Raw genomic sequence first — 19,577 nt, forward strand, 5'->3', positions numbered from 1 at the left:
GCTGAATAACTAAAATACTCATCTTGTATTTGCTAAAAATGCGCATATTATAAAAATGAAGGAGGATCGCTTTACAGATAATCAGAGGATTGAGGAGAACATTCCGGTATTCCGACCATAAGAAGAGCGATGAGAGAAGCGGGGTTAAAAGAACCTGTTTTTGCCGACGAAAGAGGAAGCTTTTCTGTGACGCTCTATAAGGAAGCGCAGGTTACAGCTATTCATCAGGCAATGGGACAGAGCGATCAGGAGACCCGGCTGTTAGTATTCTTAGAGGAACCAAGGAACAGACAGGAGATCGCCGAATATTTGGGGATCGGAACAGTGAGCTATGCGATACAGGCTTATATTCATCCGCTTATTGAACGAGGACTTGTCAACATGACGATTCCGCAGAAACCCAGGAGCAGGAAACAGATGTATGTGAGGAGCGTAAATTATGGAAGAAAAAAACACAATGAAAAGCAACAAATCCTCCGTCAGGATTTATCTGAAAAGGAGGAGCGTCCAGGCGGAATTTTTCTGGTTCATCTATTGATGGAGGAAGCCTGTGCCCTCCCTTCAAGGGAGAAGATGATGGAGACCATGACCAGGCATTTGGGGGTGCTTGACTGTGTCAACTATGACGACAAGAGCGCGGCCTGCTTTTCTCCCAGGGAATATTTCATGGAAAGCGAAGACGGAAAAAGCTTTTCGCCCATTCTCTTTGTATCTGTCTGCGAAAAGATTGAGAAGCCCATCTTAAATGAGCTGGAATTAACCCAGCTATGGGACTGCCCTGATGGGGAGGAGATTCTGGCGTCCTGTCCTTATCAAATCATTGCATCGGATATGATGGCGGCATGCCTTGACTATAAGCAGAGAGCCAAGATGCTGGTTCGCTATATGCAAGCCCTGGCGGAGCTGTTCCCGACAGCAAGGGCATTTGTTTTTGAGACATCCAAGAAGATGCTGACTACAGAGGAGATTGCCTCCTGCGAGCAGGACGGGGAACTATGCTTTCTTCGTTATGCAGTGAATATTCGATTCTTTAAGATTCGGGGGACAGACGACTGTATGGTGGACTCGGTCGGAATGAGCACCCTCTTCCTGCCGGATGTGCAGTATCATTACCACGGACTGAAAGTGGAGGAGGTCGTAAAACATGCCTATGATGTACTGATCTATATGTTTGAGCAGGACTGCCCTTTTGAGAATGGGGATTCTGTCGCAGGCCTGCGAGAGGGTCAGTATGATGATGCGGTGCCTTGGAAAGTATATTATGAGGAAGCCTTGATTCAGCCGGTTCGCCAGGTTGTTGATGTAGATACAGGAGAGTATGCGGCCGGGAAGCGGGAAGAGTAGATGCAGGAGAGCTATTGCAGGCTGGGGGTCTTTGGGTCAGATCCTGGGAAAAAGCATTATAAGAGCATGAGGAGGATCATGAATTTTCCGATATACTATAAAAAGAAAGGCGCCATTATAAAAGAATAAAACGAGGAGGAAGATTCCTTTACAAATGAGTAACTCAAACTTCCTACATCAAAAGTGAGTTTTCAAGGTTCGCGGACATTTCCCGTGTGGGAAGTTTCAGTTAATCATTGAAAACCACTGGAAGGCTCTCTTATCAATCATCTTCCCACTTTGGATATTCATTGCAGAGCAGGCGATAAGGCGGCTCATCTTCTTCGATTTCCGGGAATCTTCCAATTGGTTCATAGAAGCAGTTGTCGTGCTCATCGTCATTGCACATGGAAACTTCTCCCAGCAGCACAGGGCCGCTTCCTGGTTCCAGTTCGAAATCATGGTACATATTCTGGAAAACCGTGATACTTTCTCCCGGAGTCAGCCGTACCTGGGTTCCTGCGGGCACTGTATGGGCACGTCCATCGCAATGCACGGTCACTGGCGTATCGGCAAACTCGCCCTCCGGCGTAGAATTGTATACACGGATCAGCACATTTCCACCGCCTCGGTTGATGATATCTTCCATTTTATACCAATGAAAATGCATAGGAGCCATCTGTCCTTCTTTGATATACAGGAGCTTTTCCGCATAAGGCTTCGGATACTGCTCTTTTTTCTTCGGATTGCCATTTCTCAAAGTAATCAGGGAAAATCCCACTTTGTCAAATCGGTCCAGACCATAATCCGTGATATCCCAGCCAAGCATATTGTCCCTGATCTCATCATACTCATGATCCATGCCTTGCCAATCCTCCGGCGTCAGATTGCAAAATGGCGGCAGCGCAATCCGGTACTCCCGGATCATGGCTTCCATCTCTTTTAAGGCTTTGTTGATCTCTGAACGCTTCATGTGATACCCCTCATTGTTTTTCCTATTCCGCTTATGTTTGTCAGCACAACAAGTGTACAGTCTTCATCCCTTCACCGATCCGGCAACCATCCCGGCAACAATTTTTTTGTTGAAGAGGAGAAAGAGAACCAACATCGGGAGTGTAATTAAGATGACATCTGCGAAGAGCAGATTGTAGTCACTTGAGAACTGCCCCTTGTAGTTGTAGAGGGTGAGCTGGACGGTCGCGTTTTTTGCGCCGGGAAGAAAATATAGAGGATTGGTGAAGTCGTTGAAGATGGTCACTGCATCTAAAATGAGGACGGTTGCATGTATCGGTTTCAGCAGTGGAAGAATGATGTCGAAGAAGATGCGCGTGTTACTGCAGCCGTCGATGCAGGCGGCTTCCTCCAGTTCGACCGGGATAGAAGCCATATAGCCCCTGTAGAGCATGATGGTGAATGGAAGTTGAAGAGCAATCTCAATCATAACCATTCCGAACATCGTTTTATAGAGATGCATTTTCTGAAGAAGAGATATGGTTGGCAGAATGGCAGCAGGAATCATCAGTCCAAGCATAATAAGCCACTGTATCGCTCGAGTAGGCTTGTCGTGCCTGCGTTGAATGACATATCCGGCCATGGAACTGCAGATGATCAAACCGATGACGGAACATATGGTAAGGATGGTGCTGTTTTTGAATGCCGTCAGCAACTGAAAATTGTTTTTCACTAAAACCTGGATATAATTCTCAAAATGCAATTCGCTTGGCCAGGCGATGCTGAGTTTGTTTGCCTCTGCGGATGATTTTATGGAATTCACAAACATGAAGTAAAAGGGGACGATGAAGAGAAAAATAGCGAAAATACTCCCTATAACCCCGCTGATCAGGCCTTCTCTCTTGGGTTTATTCATTGAATCGCCTCCTCACGTTTATTTAAGAAGTGTTGCAGGGGGAATGTAATCAGCGAGATCAGGATCAGCATAATGACATTACCCGCTGTTGAAAGTCCATAGAAGCCAAATGCATACTGCTTATAGATGACAGAGGCCATGACGTCAGTCGAAAAGCCGGGGCCACCTCCGGTCATTGCCCAGATCAGGTCAAATGAGCGCAGGCCACCAATGAGAGACAGGATGATGATTGAGTTCTGTGCCGGTGCTACCAAGGGGAGAGTGATGTAACGGATTTTCTGCCAAAAGTTTGCACCGTCAATTTGAGCCGCCTCGTAGTAGTTGGAATTGATGGACTGGATGCCGGCAATGTAGATGACGAGGGAGATGCTTAGGCCCTTCCAGACGTCTACAGCAATGATGCTAAATAGGGCCAGCTTCTCATCGCCGAGGAAATTTATGGCAGGAAGTCCGAGGGATGTAATCAGGTGGTTGAAAAGGCCTTTTGTTGGGTGCATAAGATAGCCGAAGGCCAGCCCGATTGCCATGGCAGAGACAAGGTTTGGAAAGAAGACGGCAGAGCGGATAAAGCCCTTGGCTCTTACCTTGCCACAGAGGAAGACAGCGATAAAAAAAGCAATCACTACCTTTAAGCCTGACGTCAGAAAAGCATAAATAAGTGTATGAGGAATCGAAGAGTTCAGGGACTTGTCTTTGAAAAAAGTAATGTAGTTATTAAGTCCACAGAAACGCGTTGAATCAAACGTCCACACGGTCAGGCTATAGTAGAAGGATTGGATGATTGGAATCAGAAAAAAGATCAAAAAAATAGCCAGCGCCGGGACTAAAAACCAAAAGGAATATCTCGATTTTTTTTTCATGGGAGTCCTCCATAACAATGGAATATATACTTCGCGAGTATTCCATTGTCGTGTATAAAGGTTCTGCAGCAGTGGTTAAACCACTGCTGCAGGGAGTAGAAGGGTTATTTCCAATTGAATCCCAGCTGATTTGCGGAGAGCTTGCAGTCGTCATCGTATCTTTGGGCCGCATCTTTCCCATTTAGCTGACCAAGGGAGAGGGCAGATGTGATCTGCTCACAACTATTTCCCTTTATAGGGGTCTGGTACTCTAGTGCGGGGGTGGTTTTTCCCTGATCGAAGTATTTTTGCATGTCGACACGAATGGCAGGACATACGGTGTCAGGAAGCTTGTAGCCCTTGAGACAGGAGGGACCATTTGCTCCCATCGCCTTTACGTATTCATTGACATTTTCATCCTCATACCAGAAATTAAGGAAGGCCATGGCAGCCTCTTTTTGCTGGCTGTCTTTGCTGACATACCATGCCTGTGGCTCCCATACGGTGAGACCTGTCTTGCTGGCATCCGTTCCGGGAATAGGGAATACACCGAGTTTATCAGCACAATCAGGGTGCTTTGCGATCATTTCTCCAATTGCCTGGGTCAGAATAATCCAATGAGTGGCTTTTCCAACAGACATATCTTCAATGCCATCCTGATACTTGGCGGCTGATCCGTCGGCATTATAATATGAAGTAAGATCCTCATATTTTCGGAAACTCTCCAAAGCGGCTTTTGTTGTGGCGAATTTTGCTTTCCCAGCCTCGAATTCCTGGGCAAAATTCGGGTCGCTTGTTATCACATTATGATTGTCACCCAGGAAAAGAACCTGTGTGGTCCAGGTGTCGCCATTGGACAGATAACAGGGAGTTTTTCCGGCCTTTTTGAGTGTTTCACAGTTCTTTAGAAATTCGTCCCAGGTATTGGGAACTTTTAGTCCCAGGGATTCGTAATCAGGTTTCCAATATACAATAGCGCCGGCCTGTGTTGTTGAGAATGGCGCACCATAAATTTTGTCATTTACGGAGACACACTTTTTGAAGTTATCATCGAAGCGGGCTGTCATTTTTTGATCCGTCATATCAGCAAAGTACTGTGTCGGATTTAAGGATAAAAATTTTGAGCCGCTGTTATAGTTGAAGATATCGGGTAAATCGCCTGAGGCGAGTTTGGTCTTTAAGACATTATCCCCATCACTGCCACTGGGAGCTATTTCAATCTCAAATTGCATACCAAGCTTCTCGGTTGCTTTATCCATGATTGCCCTGGTGGTAGAGTTTATCTCGATATTGCCACCCCAAACTTTTAAGGTTACGCCGGTGTAGGGCTTATCACCCTGGCTACTCTTTTTGTCGTTGCCAGATGTTCCGCACCCGGCGAGCATACCAACAGATAAAGACAATGCAAGTAACATAGATACTAGTTTCTTCGCCCTCATAGATACCCTCCTGGAATTGTAGATTTCGAGCTAAACTCGATCAACTGTATAAAAGATAACAGGATATGTCCCGGGAATACATGGACAATAATGGCAGAAGGCATGGATTTTTCAAAATAGTGGAAGTGAATATGAGAGTCTGTTAGCCTAAAAGAAATAAGGGAAGAGGGGATGGCTTTATGCATATGTGTCGATTGTTTCGAACCTTTCGATCAAAGATGATTGCACTGTTATTACTTCTTACATTGCTGGCTACTCTGCTGCTGACGGTGATCTCGATCTATTCTGTAAGTGATCACTCCAAACTGCAGTTGACACAGGCAATGGGGCAGGTCGCAAATAACAAATTGGGGCAAGTCAGTGCTCAATATAATGTGATGGAGGATTCCATTCAGTTTATTCTCTCTAATCCGGAGATGCTTCAATCAATTACGGCGTTGAGTCATGAAGGAGATTCGCATTACTCGACAGATTACATTAACACAGCGAAAAAATCACTTGCCCGTGAGATGCGTCTGAACTATTTGGGACAAAATGTCTATCGGGTTCTTTATTATAATGAGTTCGGCCAGGTGTATAGCTCATCGAATGCGCAGACAGGAAGAATTGTCGAGACTTTTGATTTGACGAAAATCCCTTATATTACATCTGCAAATAAAAAACCGGGAAAAAATATTCTGGTGGCGCCACATACCGATAATTGGGGATATTCAGAAAAACCAATGGTTTATTCCGTAGTCAAAGAAATCTATGGAGAGAATCTCGGCTATTTGGAAGTCCAAAATAAACAGGATCATGGAATGAACATAACCGATATCCCCAAAGGTTTTTTTGTCACGATTTTATTAAATGGGAAGGACATTCTTTTCACGAATGCGGCAGATTCGGATTTTGTGAAATATCAAACGTCCATGGCGGCCAGTGGGAATTCCACGATGGAGAACAGCTATCAGGGAGATCGCAAACTTACAGTGATTTCCAGGGATAAGAAACGTGATGTGTGTATTGTGGTTTCCTGTAGTGAGGAGATCGCACTTTTATCGTACTTGAAGTTTTCACCTGTTTTTATTGGGAGTATTCTGCTTTTTATTATTTGTTCTATTCTGCTGTTGCTTTTAGTAATACGGCGGCTCCTCAGACCCTTATCCTTGATCCAGGGGATGATAGAGCAAACAAGTCTGGAGACGATTCCGAATCTGGAATTGCATTATCACAATTATGACAGCGAAGAGTTCGTACACATTCAAAAGGCATATATCCACATGGCACAGAGACTGAGAGAGGCTATCAGCAAGGAAAACAGTGCGGAGTTTCTTCGCCTGCAGGCACAGTTTGACATGCTACAGGCTCAGGTGAATCCTCACTTTATTTACAATGTACTTAATATTATCTCTGCGCAAGCGGTCGCAGAGAACAGTGAGGAGATTTGTGATACCTGTAGCGAGTTGGCGGAAATGCTTCGTTATTCTACGGATACCACAGAACGATACGTTCCCTTGAAAAAAGAAATCGAAGGGCTGGAGCACTACATCTATTTACTGCAGGCAAGATGGCAGGATAAGATCGTGTTTGAGATATCAATTGTAGAGGATATGCAGTCGATTCTTGTTCCGAAAATGTTCCTGCAACAGCTTATTGAGAATTGTGTCTCACATGCTTTTACTCAAATTAAGGATATTCGCGAAGTTGTAGTAAAGGGCTATATCAATGAAGAAGGATATTATGTCCTGGAAGTTTTTGATAATGGTGCGGGGTTCTCTGAAGAGAGTCTGGTTCGGTTGCAAGGGGCCTTTGATCGTGTGAAGAGGAAACTTAAAAATCTGGATCGTAATATCGAGGATAAAATCGGTGGCATGGGGCTGAAAAATGCGTATGCAAGACTTTATATTCTGTATGGAACTTATATGCATATGTTTATCGGCAATAACGAAAAAGGAAGCGCATTTATCAAGGTTATCTTCCGAAAGAGCTTAGATGATTCAAAAATCCATGACTAGATGAGGATCAAATCCATGGATACCGGGTTATTTACCGGATAGAATCAAAATGTGGATTCTACAGAAGGGGGTAATCTATCTATGGAAATTTATCATGTCAGAATCAATCATATTCAACGCCCATTGGGCTTTTGTATGTTACATACCCGGATCTCCTGGAAGATAAGAAATGCGAGGGGAAAGCGGCAACAATCGGCTCGGATTCTTGTCTCGGATCAGGAGAATATGTCCACCTTCTTATGGGATAGTGGGAATAGAGATCTGTCTTCTTTGGGGAGTGATATTCCGATCCGTCTGGAACCGAGGACACGATATTATGTGCAGATTATTGTGATCTCGGATTTAAACGAGATTGCGAAATCAAAGGTGACATGGTTTGAAACCGGTAAGATGGATGAGCCGTGGCAGGCTTCCTGGATCAGCTGTCAAAATCAGAAGCGACATCCGATTTTTCAGAGAGAGGTTCAGCTAAGAGCAGAGGTTGCCTCTGCGAGGCTTTATATATGCGGCTTAGGACTTTATGAGGCTTATTATGGAGATGAAAAATTAGGAGACGAGTATCTGACTCCTTTTTCTAACAATTACAGGCAGTGGTTGCAGGTAGAGACAATTGATGTCACAGAGCAACTCAATCATGATGACAAGTTATCTGTTCTCATGGGGAATGGATGGTATAAGGGGAGATTTGGTTTTACCGCACATGAGGACAAGGGATTCTATGGGGACTGCTGGCATTTGATAGCTGAGCTTCATATTCGATACAGGGATGGATCAGAAGAATTAATTAAGACAGATGAGGACTGGAAGCTCACATTTAGTAATATTACTTTTTCCAATCTCTACGATGGAGAGCATATAGATGATACCTTAGCTCTTTTGCCAGAAGAACAAGTGACTCTTGCCCAGGGGCCGGAAGGAAAGCTCATGGACCGGATGAGTCCTTATCTGACAGTACATGAGGTCTTGAGACCGGTTGAAGTCATTCGTACGCCAAAAGGAGAACTTGTCATTGATCTGGGGCAAGAGGTCACAGGAATTTTTGAGTTGGATCTAAAGGAGGATTATGGAACGAAGATTCACCTTCAGACTGGTGAAATATTGCAGGAGGGGAATTTTTATAATGACAACCTGAGAACGGCAAGGTCCGAATTCATCTATGTTTCAGATGGGGAAAAAAGAACGATTCGTCCGCATTTTACCTACTATGGTTATCGCTATGTTAAGGTTGAAGGCCTTACAAATTTTCAAAGAGAGCAGTTCAGGGCACTTTGTATTTATAGCGATGTTGAGATGACGGGAAGGATGAGAACGGGCCATAAGCTCGTCAATCAGCTTCTGTCGAATGTAACCTGGGGACTAAAGGATAACTTTTTAGACGTTCCGACCGATTGTCCACAGCGCGATGAGAGAATGGGATGGACAGCAGATACGCAGGTGTTTACGGCAACCGCCTTATATCTTACAGACGCCTATGCCTTTTATGCCAAGTATCTTTTTGATATGTACACGGAGCAATTACAACTGGACGGAATGGTTCCGGATGTCATTCCATCCGCAGGAATTCACTCCACATCTTCGGTATGGGGTGACGCTGCCTGCATTATTCCTTGGACCCTGTATCAGTTTTATGGGGATAGAACGATTCTTGAAGACCAATATGAAAGTATGAAGGCATGGGTGAACTGGGTTCGCAACTATGACGGAGATGATTTCCGCTGGCGAACGGCTTTCAGCTACGGAGACTGGCTTGCGTTGGACGCGATGGAGCAGGATCCACAGCATGCAATGGGAGCGACAAATGAAGGGTTTATCTCAAGTATTTACTATGCGGCGAGCGCAGAGATTGTTGGAAAAGCCGCAAAAATTCTCGGGAAACTGGAAGATGCGGAGGAGTTCTTGAAATTATCTGAGTATCAATTCGATGCAGTTCGAAAGGAGTACTATTCTGCGACTGGTCGCTGCTGTATTCAGACGCAAACCGCAATGATTCTGACTTTAAAGTATCATCTGTCAGACAATGAAAAGCTGATAAAGGAGACTTTGTGGGATTTGTTTACAGCATCCGATCATCAATTGAGAACAGGATTTACGGGGACGCCGCTCCTTGGGAATGTTTTGACGGAGCATGGATTCGCTGAGCTTGCCTTTGAGTTACTCCTCTATGAGGGATATCCGGGCTGGCTGAATGAAGTTAGGCTTGGGGCAACGACGGTTTGGGAACGCTGGAACTCTCTCTTGAGTGATGGGAGAGTCTCTGGAATGGATATGAACTCAATGAATCACTATTCTTATGGTTCCATTGTGGAGTGGATGTATCGGCATGTTGCAGGTATTGCCCAATTGGAGGGGGAAGTTGGATTTAAGAAAGCGCTGATCGCTCCAAAAATTCACTGGGATTTACAGGAGCTGGAGGCAGAGTACGATTCGCCGGCAGGACTATATCGCAGCGTCTGGAAGATCGTAGATCTGAATCATTTATATCTTTCCTTTGATATTCCATTTGGGGCGGAGGCATATATTGAACTTCCATACTTTGAGAGGGAAAAATATCCCAATAAAGGGAATTCTCTTCTTCAAAAGGAAGTGGATGGCCGCTACTTTGTGGCAAGCGGACATTATGAAATTCAGTATGTGACGGATAAGCAACTCACACCAAGATATACGGTTGATCTTCCGGTTTTACGCCTGGCGAAGAATCCCAGGGCAATGCAGCTCATGGCAGGCTTTATGCCACATGATAATGTCCCGGTCGAGATGAGGGGTAAATCATTTCGTGACTTACTCCGTAAGTATCAACCGGAGATGCGTGAGGAGGAGATGGAAAAGATCAATGAGCAGTTAACTTTGATATTCACCAAGAAATAATAAGCGGAAGAGTTCCTTGTAATCAATAGGACTCTATGTTGAATGTTGGGGCGGGATCCTTCGGGGACCCGCTCCAATATTGTGTTTGAACAATACAGATTAGCTGGTTTGTAAATGATGTGATACCAGATGAACAAAGCTAGTGAGCCATGATAGAAGAAGAAATATCACCACCAGCATTGCCGATTGTCAAGTAACTGCTCGCGTTTTTGAATGGGGTTGCTCCATCCAAGTATCTTCATGGGGATCCGGTTTGAACGTCTTAAATATCGTTTCATTTCACTGTCGTTATCTGTTTGAAGAGTCAAAGGACAGTATCCGAAGTAGTCGATCGCACGCTTTAAGAAATCCACTGTACTGTAGCTGCTCTGTTCTTTATACGGATAGATGAAGCGTTCTCGTGAGGCCTCATCAATCACAGTGTACTGATAAAGCTTATCAGGCATTTGTCCTGTATAACAGGTCGTTGGAACGTATTTTACATCCATTTGCCATTTGACGCCGAGTTGTGTCGGCGTGAGATAAGGTTTTGGTGTGTACGACTTCTTCTTTTTGATAGCTGATTTACGATATCCCAGTTTGGCAAAGATACGATATAGAGAGACAGGATGCTTTGAGAAAAAATTATACCATACATTCGTTGCAAAGCAGGGCTTCCTTCTCCTACACCACTTTCGCGGTAAATTAAAAATACTGCGAAAGTGGTGTTGATGTTCCGGCAGATTTGCTGTATACTCATAACACCAAATCAGCAGTAATTACATTATACTGCGGAAATGGTGTTTCGTAGGGAGAAGATCGACATGCAGAATATCCAGAAGGGACTGTCAGCAATAGAACCGGGCCGAACATTTTCTAGAGAAGAATACTATGCAGCAATTCAAAATGGCTCGGAAATATTGTTAAAAGAAGATGCCCTTGCGTATTCCCTGCGTAAATCTCTATCGGATGGAGACATCGTAAGAGTGTCATGGAATCAGTATGCCGTTCCAGCAAAGAAACGAATCTATCGACATGATTATTCTGAGGCGGCTAAAGAAGTAGCAGCAAAGATGCAGGAAGCATTCTCTGATGTGCGTTTTCAGATTTTTGAGTTGATACAGCTTAACGAGTTCGTCAATCATCTGATTGCACATAATACCATCTTCCTGTATGTGGAGAATGATGTCGTAGATTATGCCTTTGATGCCATGAAACGGGAATATGCTGGCAGGATTATGTTAAAGCCATCAATTACTGAGTATTATAGATATTTGCTAGATGACGAAATCGTTGTAGGTCGTCTGCCGTCTGAATCTCCCAAGGGACTGGAGCAGCCGTGGGAGACCAGGTTGGAAAAAATTCTGGTTGACATCGCTGTAGATAAGCTGCTCAGCCAGATTGTTCCGGCGGGAGAATATCGGAATATTTTCACGGATTCAATAGACAGGTACTTCCTAGATACAAAGGGAATGTTCCGATACACAAAGCGAAAGGGTGCGGAGGAAAAATTCCGTGCTTTCCTGGAAAAATACAAGATCAATCTGGAGGATGACGAGCAATGATTATCAGAGAGAATTACAGTGAAGAACACATCAGGGAACTCCAAAGAGAAAGCAAATGCGATCCCGGTCTGATAGAACGCACCTTGTTTGCATTCGGCCTTCTTGAGGCACTGTCAAAAGTAGGTCTGTCATTTACGTTCAAGGGTGGAACCAGCCTGATGCTGCTGCTTTCCAAGCCGATGCGGTTATCAACAGATATCGACATTGTTGTCGAACCCGGAACCGATATTGACGCATATATCCAAAAAGCTGCTGCAATCTTTCCGTTTAAATCCGGTGGAGAGAAGGAACGTAAAGCCCGTGGAAAGATTGAAAAGCGCCACTTCAAGTTTTTCTATGATTCACCGGTAAGAAGAGGGAAAGAGCTATATATTTTGCTGGATGTGTTGTTCGAAGAAAATCACTATGCACAGCTCGTCCAGAGGGAAATAGCAAATGATCTGCTGCTTACCGATGGTGAAAATCAAGTGGTAAGCATTCCCTCGGTCGATTGCGTGCTGGGTGATAAGCTGACAGCATTTGCTCCGTATACAACTGGCATCCCGCTCCGTAAGGACAAAGACATGGAGGTCATCAAACAATTCTTTGATGTCAGTACGCTGATGAATGAGATAACTGATTTTGACCTTGTCCGAAGAACATACTTTGATATTTGCAATACGGAAATCGGCTATCGGGAGCAGAATATTACTCCTGCAGATGCATTGTTGGATTCCATACAGGCAGCCGTATGCATTGGTTCCCGTGGAAAGTCTAATGAAGATGATTTCTCGAGCTACCTGAGAGGAACGAGGGATGTTTCACAGCACATATATGTATCGGGCTTCAGTATGGAAAGGGCGGCGTTAATGGCTCCACAGGTTATTTACTTTGCAGCGTGCCTGCTCACGGGATCGACATATACTCGTGTCGATGATCCACAGCCGTATCTGAAAGAAAAGCTCACACAGCCGGATATGATGATAATGAAATCTTTAAGGCGCGTCAGCCCTGTTGGTTATGCATATCTTGCCTGCGCTGACAGGTTACTAACCGATTATAGGAGCAGATAGAGCAAAAAATCATCTAAAATGGGTATTAACCCTCCCCTTGGGTCAGAAGAGTTACATGGCGTTCGGGGACTTCTTGTGTTTAATCATACGCTTAGGAGCGAATGGAAACATCTATTCGCCCAACATTTATTGTAGAACCATCAATTGGAAAGAACTTCTTCTGCATAGGTACTGGGGGATTTCCCAAAGTAGGTTCGAAAAACCCGGCTGAAGTAAAATTGATCGTCGAAGCCAACCATGGCGGCCACATCTTTGATGAGGGTGGAAGGGGTCTCCTGGATAATTTTTGTAGCTTCTTCCATTCGAAGCTTTGTCAGGATCTGGACAAAAGAAGCGCCCTCGTGCTTGCGAAACATGCGGCTCAGGGATGCCTGAGAGACAGAAAAGTGGTCACACAGATCCTGAATGGTAATGTGGTCTTGCAGATGATTCCTCAGATAAGTTGTGACAAGGGAAAAAGAGTTCCTGGAAGTAATATCGAATTCAGTTTGTGCAGAGGTTAGGAGCTCACGATATAGTTGCAGTAAATTATTGGCAAGAATATCTAAGCTTGTTGCATTTTCAAAAATATCCTGAACCAGCTGGCGATCACAGACAGTGCAATCGACTTCGTCTACACCATACTTTGTAATGAGATCCAGGATGATTTGGTCAGCATGTTCCAACCACAACTGAGAGTGGTGTTCTTTTTCCCATGCCTGAAAGAGGGTTAATATCGTGTCCAAAGTTGCAGCGTAATTTGCCCGGTCAAGAAGAGGAATCAATCGATTTTCGAGATGTTGGATTTCGTCGCGATTGAGTCGAGTCCTTGGCAGGGAATATGTATTTGCGATGTCTACACTCTGGGATTCTCCTGGCGTGGAGAGCTCTCGCTCAACTTGATAGATTTGATTCATGAGTGAGGGAATTTCACAAGTCGCACAGGCAACAGATGAGTAAACGGCTGTAATGTAGGAATCGCTCTGCCGGAAATACTTATTTTGTAGATGCTGTATGGTACTTGGAAGGTGATTTTGGGAGAGAATCTTCTCTGGAATGAATATAAAAGCTTCACTCTCGTCACGACCGTAGAAGATCACGTCTTCCTCAATTTCCGAATACACCTCATGCATTGAGTCCGTATGGAAACGAGATAATAAGCCGTTTTGGCGTATAAAAACAAGATAGTAACGGGAAAAAGCGAATATTTCATGCAGATCGGCAACAGACGTAATTTTCCCAGAGGAAAGATTTTTGATTAAATGGTTTCTCTTTTGAAGTCTTGCGTTATCCAAACGAGTCACTGCCCGCTGAACGGCAAGATGAAATTTTTTCGGTGTAATCGGTTTCAGAAGATATTCGCTCACACCGATATGAATCGCTTCTTGAGCATATTCAAAACGCTGATATCCGCTTAAGAGGATCATCTGTATGTCAGGATCAAGATTATGAGCTTCCTGGCATAGTTGCAGGCCATTGACGCCTGGCATGCAGATATCTGTAATCAGAATATCTGGGTGGGTTGAAGAAATGGCTTCCAGTGCTTTGGAGCCATTTTCTGTTTCTGCAATAACCTGCAGATCCGGTTCTCTTTTTTGAATGAGATTTAAAAGAAGTTCTCGTGCAGTTTTTTCGTCATCAGCAACAATAACATTGTACATAGTATACCTCACCTCTTATGGATGAAATTATATAAAATATATCAGATGTATGGATAGACCTCATTTCTTCCTGCGATATTCTGCTGCGGACATATGCATGATTTTTTTGAAGGTGCGGTTAAAATGGTAGACCGTGTGATATCCGCAGTCTTCCGCAATCGCTGCTATGGTTTTGCCGGAATACTGTAAGAGTCCGCGCGCCTTGTCGATGCGATAGGTGTTGACAATGTCCGTGTAGTAGCGGCCGGTGCTTCGATAGATGGGCTCTTTTAACCACTATAGTTATGAAAATCGAAATCAGACAATATGGATCGGACACCTGTGCTCCCTGTGCGGCAATCAGACAAAAGCTTGAGAAGTGGCAGCAGGATCATCCAGAGGTGACCTACCGCTATCTTCCCATTGAAGAATATCTGGAGGAAGCGGCCCAGAAGGGGATCCTGTCTGTTCCAACGGTGATCGTCACAATCGATGGGGCAGAGACGGCAAGAGAATCCGGTTATTTCAGTCTGGATGAGCTTCTCTTTCGTCTGGAGAAATACATGAAAATGACGGAGAAGACAGAAATGACGATTAGAACAGCGACAATGGACAATATGGATAAATTCGAGCACGGCGACGTGGTGTGGAATCAAATGCGGTTGACATTTTAAACCTGTTAAATCCCTATATCTCCCGCAAAATGGGTTGTACCCCTCTGCACCAGGCGACAGGGAACCATGGTCTCCTGTGAGGTCTGCTGACCTTCGAGAACCTGGATCAGAATGGAAGCAGCTCCCTTTGCCATGTCAGCACAGTGGTTGTCAATGGTGGTCAGCTCCGGCATGGTGCACTGGGAGAGAATGGAGTTGTTGTAACCGATGATCTGAACCTGATCGGGGATGGCGACGCCGTATTCCTGCGCCAGTTTCAGGGCGGCCACAGCGAAGATGTCCTCCGCCCCGATAACGGCGTCGACGGGGCAGGAGTGGGGATTGGAATCGGACTGCTCATCAGACATGGAAGCAATCTGATTTCTAAGACAGGAGTCAATGGCGGCCAGCTCTTTGGAAATTCGGATCAGATAGCGGCCGTTTACGCGAACCCCGGCTGCTCCCATAGCTGCCCTGTAGCCGGCCAATTTCTGTCTGCCGCTGTAAGAGTCCGCCCAGTAGAGATAGAGGATCCGCCGTCTGCCTGCCGCGAGCAGGGCGCTGGTCGTCTGGAACATGGCCTCAAAGTCATTGCTGTAGATACAGTAAATGCCCTTCCCATCCATACGGCCGTTGATTAGGACGACGGGGATGGATCTGGCTGCCTTGCGCAGATAATCCTGGTCTGAGACCTTTTCCTCTGCGTAGGAGGACCCGATTAGGATCAGCCCGTCGATCTGCTTGGACATCAGCCGCTTCAGCGACCGCTTCTTGGAGGAGAGCTCTTCTCCCGTGCAGGTGAGGATGGCGGAGTAGCCGTGACGCTTTAACTCCTGCTCTGTGTGGTAGACGCATTTGGCCAGAAAGGTGTCCGAGGCGTCTGTCACCATGATGCCGATGGTCTTCATGGAGCCCAGCCCCAGACCCCTGGCGAAGACGTTGGGCTGGTAGCCGAGCGCCTTGATCGAGGCAAGCACCTTGTCTCTTGTTTTCGCGGTTACCTTGTCGCTCTGATTGAGGACCCGGGAGACGGTGGCGATGGAGACGCCGGCGTGCTCCGACACATCGTAAATATTCACTTGACTGTGCTTTTCGTTGATTCCCATGACTTCTCCCCGGGGAAAGCATCGCGTTGTCTGATGATTGCGCTGTTTAATGTTTGAGAGTCGGCGCCAGTGATCCGTGCCGCTCATGTACCAAGTATAGGGGATTGAGGATTTTTTTCGCAAGAAAAACCCTCGACCGCCTTTTTGAACCGATTTAATCCCAAAAGCAGGAATGCCCTCCCGCGCGGAACCCAGGAAGGAAGGGATTTCGCGCAGAAGAGCATAGCTGTAATCCAGAAAGCGATTCTTTATATCTTCCTGCCGGAAGTTAATACAGGGCTATACGGATCAGCGGCAGCAGGTCAGAGAAAATGCTGTGCCTGTGAGCGTTTACCCATTTGTCGCAGGAGTATCCTACTTCACGTAGCCCATGAGTCCGGGAAGGAAGAGGGAAAGCTGTGGAATGTAGGTGACCAGCATGAGGACGCCTGCGATGACGACAAAGTAGGGCCAGAGGAAGCGGAAGACGCTCTCGATCTTGGTCCGCCCCACTTTGACGCCGACGAAGAGGGTTGTGCCGACGGGCGGGGTGATCGTGCCGATGCAGAGGTTGAAGATCATGAAGATACCGAAGTGGATGGGGCTGACGCCAAGGGTCTTCACAATGGGAAGGAAGATGGGTGTGAAGATCAGGCAGGCCGGAGTCATATCCATGAAGGTGCCGACAATCAGAAGAACGATGTTGATGATCAGAAGGATCACGTACTTGTTGCCTGTTAAGGCCAGCAGGCCGGCGGATACCGCGGAGGGGATACCGGTGAAGGCCATGACCCAGGACATGATGGAGGATGTGGCGATCAGGAAGATGATGATGCCGGTCATCTCAGCGGAGTCCAGAAGAATCTTTGGGATATCCTTGACCTTGATGGTGCGGTAGATGAAGGAGAGAACCAGGCTGTAGACGACTGCGACGACAGAACCCTCGGTCGCGGTGAAGATTCCGGCTATGATTCCGCCGATGACGATAATGATCAAAAGAAGAGAGGGGATGGCCTGGAACAGGATCTTACCGGCCTCTCTGGCGGAGAAATGCTGGCGGTTGCGGTAACCGAGCTTTCTTGCGGTGAAGTAGATCAGAACCATGCAGGCGAGACCCCAGAGAATGCCGGGGATGTAGCCGGCCATAAAGAGGGCCGCCACAGAAGTTCCTCCGGACACCAGAGAGTAGGTGATCATGACATTGGAGGGGGGAATCAGAAGGCCGGTGGGAGCGGTCGCGATGTTGGCCGCGGCGGAGAAGTTGGGGTCGTAGCCCTCCTCCTTCTCGATGGGGCCGATGATGGAGCCCATGGCGGAGGCAGCGGCTGTGCCGGAACCGGAGATGGCTCCGAAGAGCATGTTGGCGACGACATTGGTCTGAGCCAGAGCGCCTGGGGTACGGCCGGTAATCAGCTTGGCCAAATTGATCAGGCGGACGGCAATTCCTCCCTTATTCATAATGTTTCCGGCCAGAATGAAGAAGGGAATGGCCAGAAGCGAGAAGGTGGAAATGCCGGAAAAAATTCGCTGGGCTCCGGTGACGACGGTGGCGTCAGCATTTAAGACGGGCAGAATTGCCGCGATGGAAGAGATTCCGAGGGCGACGGCGATGGGGACGCCGGCGATCAAGAGGATGGCCAGGGTGATCAGGATGATCAGGCCGCATACAATTGCAATGTTCATATTATGCCTCCTGTCCTTCTGCTGATGCAGAGGCGTCGATAGAGCCGGTCAGCAGATCGATGATATTTAAGATGCCGTAGATGACGATCAGGGTACCGGTAATGGGCACCACACAGTAGACATAGGCCATGGGAACGCCTAAAGAAGCGGTAGACTGAGTCATCGTCAGACGGGTGATGGAAATGCCACCGTAGAACAGGACGATGGCGGCGAAGGCGGTGATGAGAAGCTCGATCACAGATTCCAGAGCGACTCTGGCTTTGCCGGTGACCTTGTCGGCCAGAAAGGCCATGCGCATGTGATCTCTCTTGCCGAAGACATAGGCGGAGATCAACAGGGCCATCCAGGTGAAGGAGTAGGTCAAGAGCTCCTCAGAGACCGTAGACGGGCGGTTGAAGAAATAGCGGGTGACAATCTGGTAGGTTCCGACGACGACCATCAGGGCGAAGAGGAAGATGCAGACTGCGGCTAAGACCTTGTCAATGATGTGACGAATCTGATGCAGGATTTTCATGATTTGGAGCCCTCCTTGCTAACCTTTTGATTGATCTCCTGGATGTGGTTGTAGAGATCGACGATCTTGGGATTTTTCTCAAGCATAGACTTCTGCAGAGGGGCGACGGCTTCCTGGAAGGGGGTCAGATCCACATCTGAGAAATGAACGCCCATGTCGTTCTGCGCGGTTGCCTTGGCGGAGGCGACCTGGTCATCCCAGGCGCTGTTCTCCACCTGAGTGGAGAGGGCGGCGGCCTCCTTGAAGATCTGATATTCCTCCGGGGACAGACTCTTTAAGAACTTGACGTTGCCGATCAGCATGTCGGGGATCATCTGGTGTTTGGTGTAGGAGTAGTACTTGGCCACCTCGCCGTGCTTGTTGTTGGTCAGGGCCAGCTCATTGTTCTCGGCCCCGTTGATGACGCCCTGCTGGATGGCGGTGTAGACCTCCCCGAAGCTCATGGGAGAAGCGGCCGCTCCAAAGGCGTTGCACATGGCGATGGAGGCGGGGGACTGCTGCACACGGATTTTTAAGCCCTTGAGATCCTCGGGACTGTTGATGGGCTTGGTGGCGTAGAAGCTTCTGGTTCCGGCATTGTACCAGGTGACGACGCGGAAGCCGGCTTCATCGGTGGAGTTGTAGACCTTTTCCATATAGTCCGTGTCGTTCATGGTCTGTATGTAGGCCTTCTCTGAGGTGAAGAGATAGGGCATGGAGAAGATCTGATAGACGGGGGAGAAGTTCTCCAGATTGGCTGTCCCGGCGACGGTGAAGTCGATGGCTCCGGTCTGGGTCAGCTCAATGGCCTTCTGGGCGGAGCCTAGGAGCTCATTGGGGAAGATCTGTACTTCGTACTTGTCCCCCAGACGCTCTTCAATATACTTCTTAAATGCCAGAAGTCCCAGGTGCTCCGGGTGTGTTTCAGATTGGGCGTGCGAGATGCGGATGATTCTTTTCCCTCCAGTCAGACTGGATCCGCTCTTGCCGGAACCGCAGGCTCCCAGGGGGAGAACCATGCAGGCGGTCAGAGCCAGGGCAAGGAATCTCTTAATGGATTTTTTCATATGGTCTTGTTACCTCCCGTAAATGTAAGCGATTACATTAACTGAATATAG

The 19,577-nt window shown here is 46.8% G+C and carries 17 protein-coding genes and 1 pseudogene; 7 read left to right on the forward strand and 11 right to left on the reverse strand.

All coding sequences use genetic code 11. The annotated features are described in order from the left end of the window. Window positions 1-129 precede the first annotated feature (129 nt). Window positions 130-1,344: a DUF4261 domain-containing protein gene (locus GCWU000342_RS09005; protein ID WP_006907107.1), complete on the forward strand. Its 1,215-nt coding sequence runs from the start codon at window positions 130-132 to the stop codon at window positions 1,342-1,344. Next, the gene (locus GCWU000342_RS10865; protein ID WP_006907108.1) at window positions 1,345-1,473 is read left to right on the forward strand and encodes a hypothetical protein; all 129 of its coding nucleotides are present in this window, start codon (window positions 1,345-1,347) and stop codon (window positions 1,471-1,473) included. It abuts the gene before it with no gap. A gap of 133 nt (window positions 1,474-1,606) precedes the next feature. Here the strand turns inward: GCWU000342_RS10865 and GCWU000342_RS09010 are convergent, their stop codons facing one another. The 4 genes from GCWU000342_RS09010 to GCWU000342_RS09025 all read right to left on the reverse strand — a co-directional run bounded on the left by GCWU000342_RS09010 (window position 1,607) and on the right by GCWU000342_RS09025 (window position 5,468). Beyond that, window positions 1,607-2,296, reverse strand: a complete 690-nt coding sequence (locus tag GCWU000342_RS09010; RefSeq protein WP_006907109.1) for a D-lyxose/D-mannose family sugar isomerase — start codon at window positions 2,294-2,296, stop codon at window positions 1,607-1,609. A gap of 63 nt (window positions 2,297-2,359) precedes the next feature. Next, the gene (locus GCWU000342_RS09015) at window positions 2,360-3,190 is read right to left on the reverse strand and encodes a carbohydrate ABC transporter permease (protein WP_006907110.1); all 831 of its coding nucleotides are present in this window, start codon (window positions 3,188-3,190) and stop codon (window positions 2,360-2,362) included. Continuing rightward, on the reverse strand, window positions 3,187-4,050 hold the full coding sequence (locus GCWU000342_RS09020) for a carbohydrate ABC transporter permease (protein ID WP_006907111.1): 864 nt from the start codon (window positions 4,048-4,050) through the stop codon (window positions 3,187-3,189). Before GCWU000342_RS09020 ends, GCWU000342_RS09015 begins: the two co-directional genes overlap by 4 nt. 104 nt (window positions 4,051-4,154) lie before the next feature. Continuing rightward, on the reverse strand, window positions 4,155-5,468 hold the full coding sequence (locus GCWU000342_RS09025) for an ABC transporter substrate-binding protein (RefSeq protein ID WP_006907112.1): 1,314 nt from the start codon (window positions 5,466-5,468) through the stop codon (window positions 4,155-4,157). 218 nt (window positions 5,469-5,686) lie between these two features. On the opposite strand from GCWU000342_RS09025, the gene GCWU000342_RS09030 reads away from it, so the two are divergent. Continuing rightward, a complete protein-coding gene (locus GCWU000342_RS09030; protein WP_006907113.1) occupies window positions 5,687-7,465 on the forward strand; it encodes a sensor histidine kinase in 1,779 nt (592 codons plus the stop codon). Between the two features lie 81 nt (window positions 7,466-7,546). Next, complete coding sequence (locus tag GCWU000342_RS09035; RefSeq protein WP_045000993.1) at window positions 7,547-10,330, forward strand: alpha-L-rhamnosidase; 2,784 nt, start codon at window positions 7,547-7,549, stop codon at window positions 10,328-10,330. Between the two features lie 167 nt (window positions 10,331-10,497). Here the strand turns inward: GCWU000342_RS09035 and GCWU000342_RS10595 are convergent. After that, a pseudogene (locus GCWU000342_RS10595) lies at window positions 10,498-10,950 on the reverse strand (DDE-type integrase/transposase/recombinase); the annotation flags it as partial. Between the two features lie 183 nt (window positions 10,951-11,133). Here GCWU000342_RS10595 and GCWU000342_RS09040 point away from each other — a divergent pair. Next, a complete protein-coding gene (locus tag GCWU000342_RS09040) occupies window positions 11,134-11,874 on the forward strand; it encodes a DUF6577 family protein (RefSeq protein ID WP_156784545.1) in 741 nt (246 codons plus the stop codon). Next, window positions 11,871-12,926, forward strand: coding sequence for a nucleotidyl transferase AbiEii/AbiGii toxin family protein (locus GCWU000342_RS09045; RefSeq protein ID WP_006907117.1), 1,056 nt, complete (start codon window positions 11,871-11,873; stop codon window positions 12,924-12,926). The genes GCWU000342_RS09040 and GCWU000342_RS09045 overlap by 4 nt, the downstream gene beginning before the upstream one ends. Window positions 12,927-13,066: 140 nt before the next feature. On the opposite strand, the gene GCWU000342_RS09050 is transcribed toward GCWU000342_RS09045, so the two are convergent. After that, window positions 13,067-14,566 (reverse strand): response regulator, encoded by a 1,500-nt coding sequence (locus GCWU000342_RS09050; protein WP_006907118.1) that lies wholly within the window; start codon window positions 14,564-14,566, stop codon window positions 13,067-13,069. Between the two features lie 60 nt (window positions 14,567-14,626). Beyond that, window positions 14,627-14,827, reverse strand: coding sequence for a helix-turn-helix domain-containing protein (locus tag GCWU000342_RS11065; protein ID WP_083790767.1), 201 nt, complete (start codon window positions 14,825-14,827; stop codon window positions 14,627-14,629). A gap of 119 nt (window positions 14,828-14,946) precedes the next feature. On the opposite strand from GCWU000342_RS11065, the gene GCWU000342_RS09055 reads away from it, so the two are divergent. Next, window positions 14,947-15,219, forward strand: coding sequence for a YbbN family protein (locus GCWU000342_RS09055; RefSeq protein ID WP_242650002.1), 273 nt, complete (start codon window positions 14,947-14,949; stop codon window positions 15,217-15,219). Between the two features lie 5 nt (window positions 15,220-15,224). On the opposite strand, the gene GCWU000342_RS09060 is transcribed toward GCWU000342_RS09055, so the two are convergent. The 4 genes from GCWU000342_RS09060 to GCWU000342_RS09075 all read right to left on the reverse strand — a co-directional run bounded on the left by GCWU000342_RS09060 (window position 15,225) and on the right by GCWU000342_RS09075 (window position 19,526). Next, window positions 15,225-16,304, reverse strand: coding sequence for a LacI family DNA-binding transcriptional regulator (locus GCWU000342_RS09060; protein ID WP_006907120.1), 1,080 nt, complete (start codon window positions 16,302-16,304; stop codon window positions 15,225-15,227). A 354-nt stretch (window positions 16,305-16,658) separates the two neighbouring features. Further along, entirely contained in the window at window positions 16,659-17,966 is a 1,308-nt protein-coding gene (locus GCWU000342_RS09065; RefSeq protein ID WP_006907122.1) for a TRAP transporter large permease, read from the reverse strand. Window position 17,967: 1 nt separating this feature from the next. Next, window positions 17,968-18,480, reverse strand: coding sequence for a TRAP transporter small permease (locus GCWU000342_RS09070; protein WP_006907123.1), 513 nt, complete (start codon window positions 18,478-18,480; stop codon window positions 17,968-17,970). Beyond that, the gene (locus GCWU000342_RS09075) at window positions 18,477-19,526 is read right to left on the reverse strand and encodes a TRAP transporter substrate-binding protein (RefSeq protein WP_006907124.1); all 1,050 of its coding nucleotides are present in this window, start codon (window positions 19,524-19,526) and stop codon (window positions 18,477-18,479) included. The genes GCWU000342_RS09070 and GCWU000342_RS09075 overlap by 4 nt, the downstream gene beginning before the upstream one ends. Window positions 19,527-19,577 lie beyond the last annotated feature (51 nt).

Origin of the sequence: Shuttleworthella satelles DSM 14600, assembly GCF_000160115.1 — a bacterium.
GTDB lineage: Bacteria > Bacillota > Clostridia > Lachnospirales > Lachnospiraceae > Shuttleworthia > Shuttleworthia satelles.

Excerpts from the sequence above, each read along its gene's own strand:
- GCWU000342_RS09010 (WP_006907109.1), bottom strand. The coding sequence starts at position 2,296 with ATGAAGCGTTCAGAGATCAACAAAGCCTTAAAAGAGATGGAAGCCATG.
- GCWU000342_RS09075 (WP_006907124.1), bottom strand. The coding sequence starts at position 19,526 with ATGAAAAAATCCATTAAGAGATTCCTTGCCCTGGCTCTGACCGCCTGC.
- GCWU000342_RS09065 (WP_006907122.1), bottom strand. The coding sequence starts at position 17,966 with ATGAACATTGCAATTGTATGCGGCCTGATCATCCTGATCACCCTGGCC.
- GCWU000342_RS09020 (WP_006907111.1), bottom strand. The coding sequence starts at position 4,050 with ATGAAAAAAAAATCGAGATATTCCTTTTGGTTTTTAGTCCCGGCGCTG.
- GCWU000342_RS10865 (WP_006907108.1), top strand. The coding sequence starts at position 1,345 with ATGCAGGAGAGCTATTGCAGGCTGGGGGTCTTTGGGTCAGATCCTGGG.
- GCWU000342_RS09045 (WP_006907117.1), top strand. The coding sequence starts at position 11,871 with ATGATTATCAGAGAGAATTACAGTGAAGAACACATCAGGGAACTCCAA.
- GCWU000342_RS09035 (WP_045000993.1), top strand. The coding sequence starts at position 7,547 with ATGGAAATTTATCATGTCAGAATCAATCATATTCAACGCCCATTGGGC.
- GCWU000342_RS09050 (WP_006907118.1), bottom strand. The coding sequence starts at position 14,566 with ATGTACAATGTTATTGTTGCTGATGACGAAAAAACTGCACGAGAACTT.
- GCWU000342_RS09005 (WP_006907107.1), top strand. The coding sequence starts at position 130 with ATGAGAGAAGCGGGGTTAAAAGAACCTGTTTTTGCCGACGAAAGAGGA.
- GCWU000342_RS09015 (WP_006907110.1), bottom strand. The coding sequence starts at position 3,190 with ATGAATAAACCCAAGAGAGAAGGCCTGATCAGCGGGGTTATAGGGAGT.
- GCWU000342_RS09025 (WP_006907112.1), bottom strand. The coding sequence starts at position 5,468 with ATGAGGGCGAAGAAACTAGTATCTATGTTACTTGCATTGTCTTTATCT.
- GCWU000342_RS09030 (WP_006907113.1), top strand. The coding sequence starts at position 5,687 with ATGATTGCACTGTTATTACTTCTTACATTGCTGGCTACTCTGCTGCTG.
- GCWU000342_RS09070 (WP_006907123.1), bottom strand. The coding sequence starts at position 18,480 with ATGAAAATCCTGCATCAGATTCGTCACATCATTGACAAGGTCTTAGCC.
- GCWU000342_RS09060 (WP_006907120.1), bottom strand. The coding sequence starts at position 16,304 with ATGGGAATCAACGAAAAGCACAGTCAAGTGAATATTTACGATGTGTCG.
- GCWU000342_RS09040 (WP_156784545.1), top strand. The coding sequence starts at position 11,134 with ATGCAGAATATCCAGAAGGGACTGTCAGCAATAGAACCGGGCCGAACA.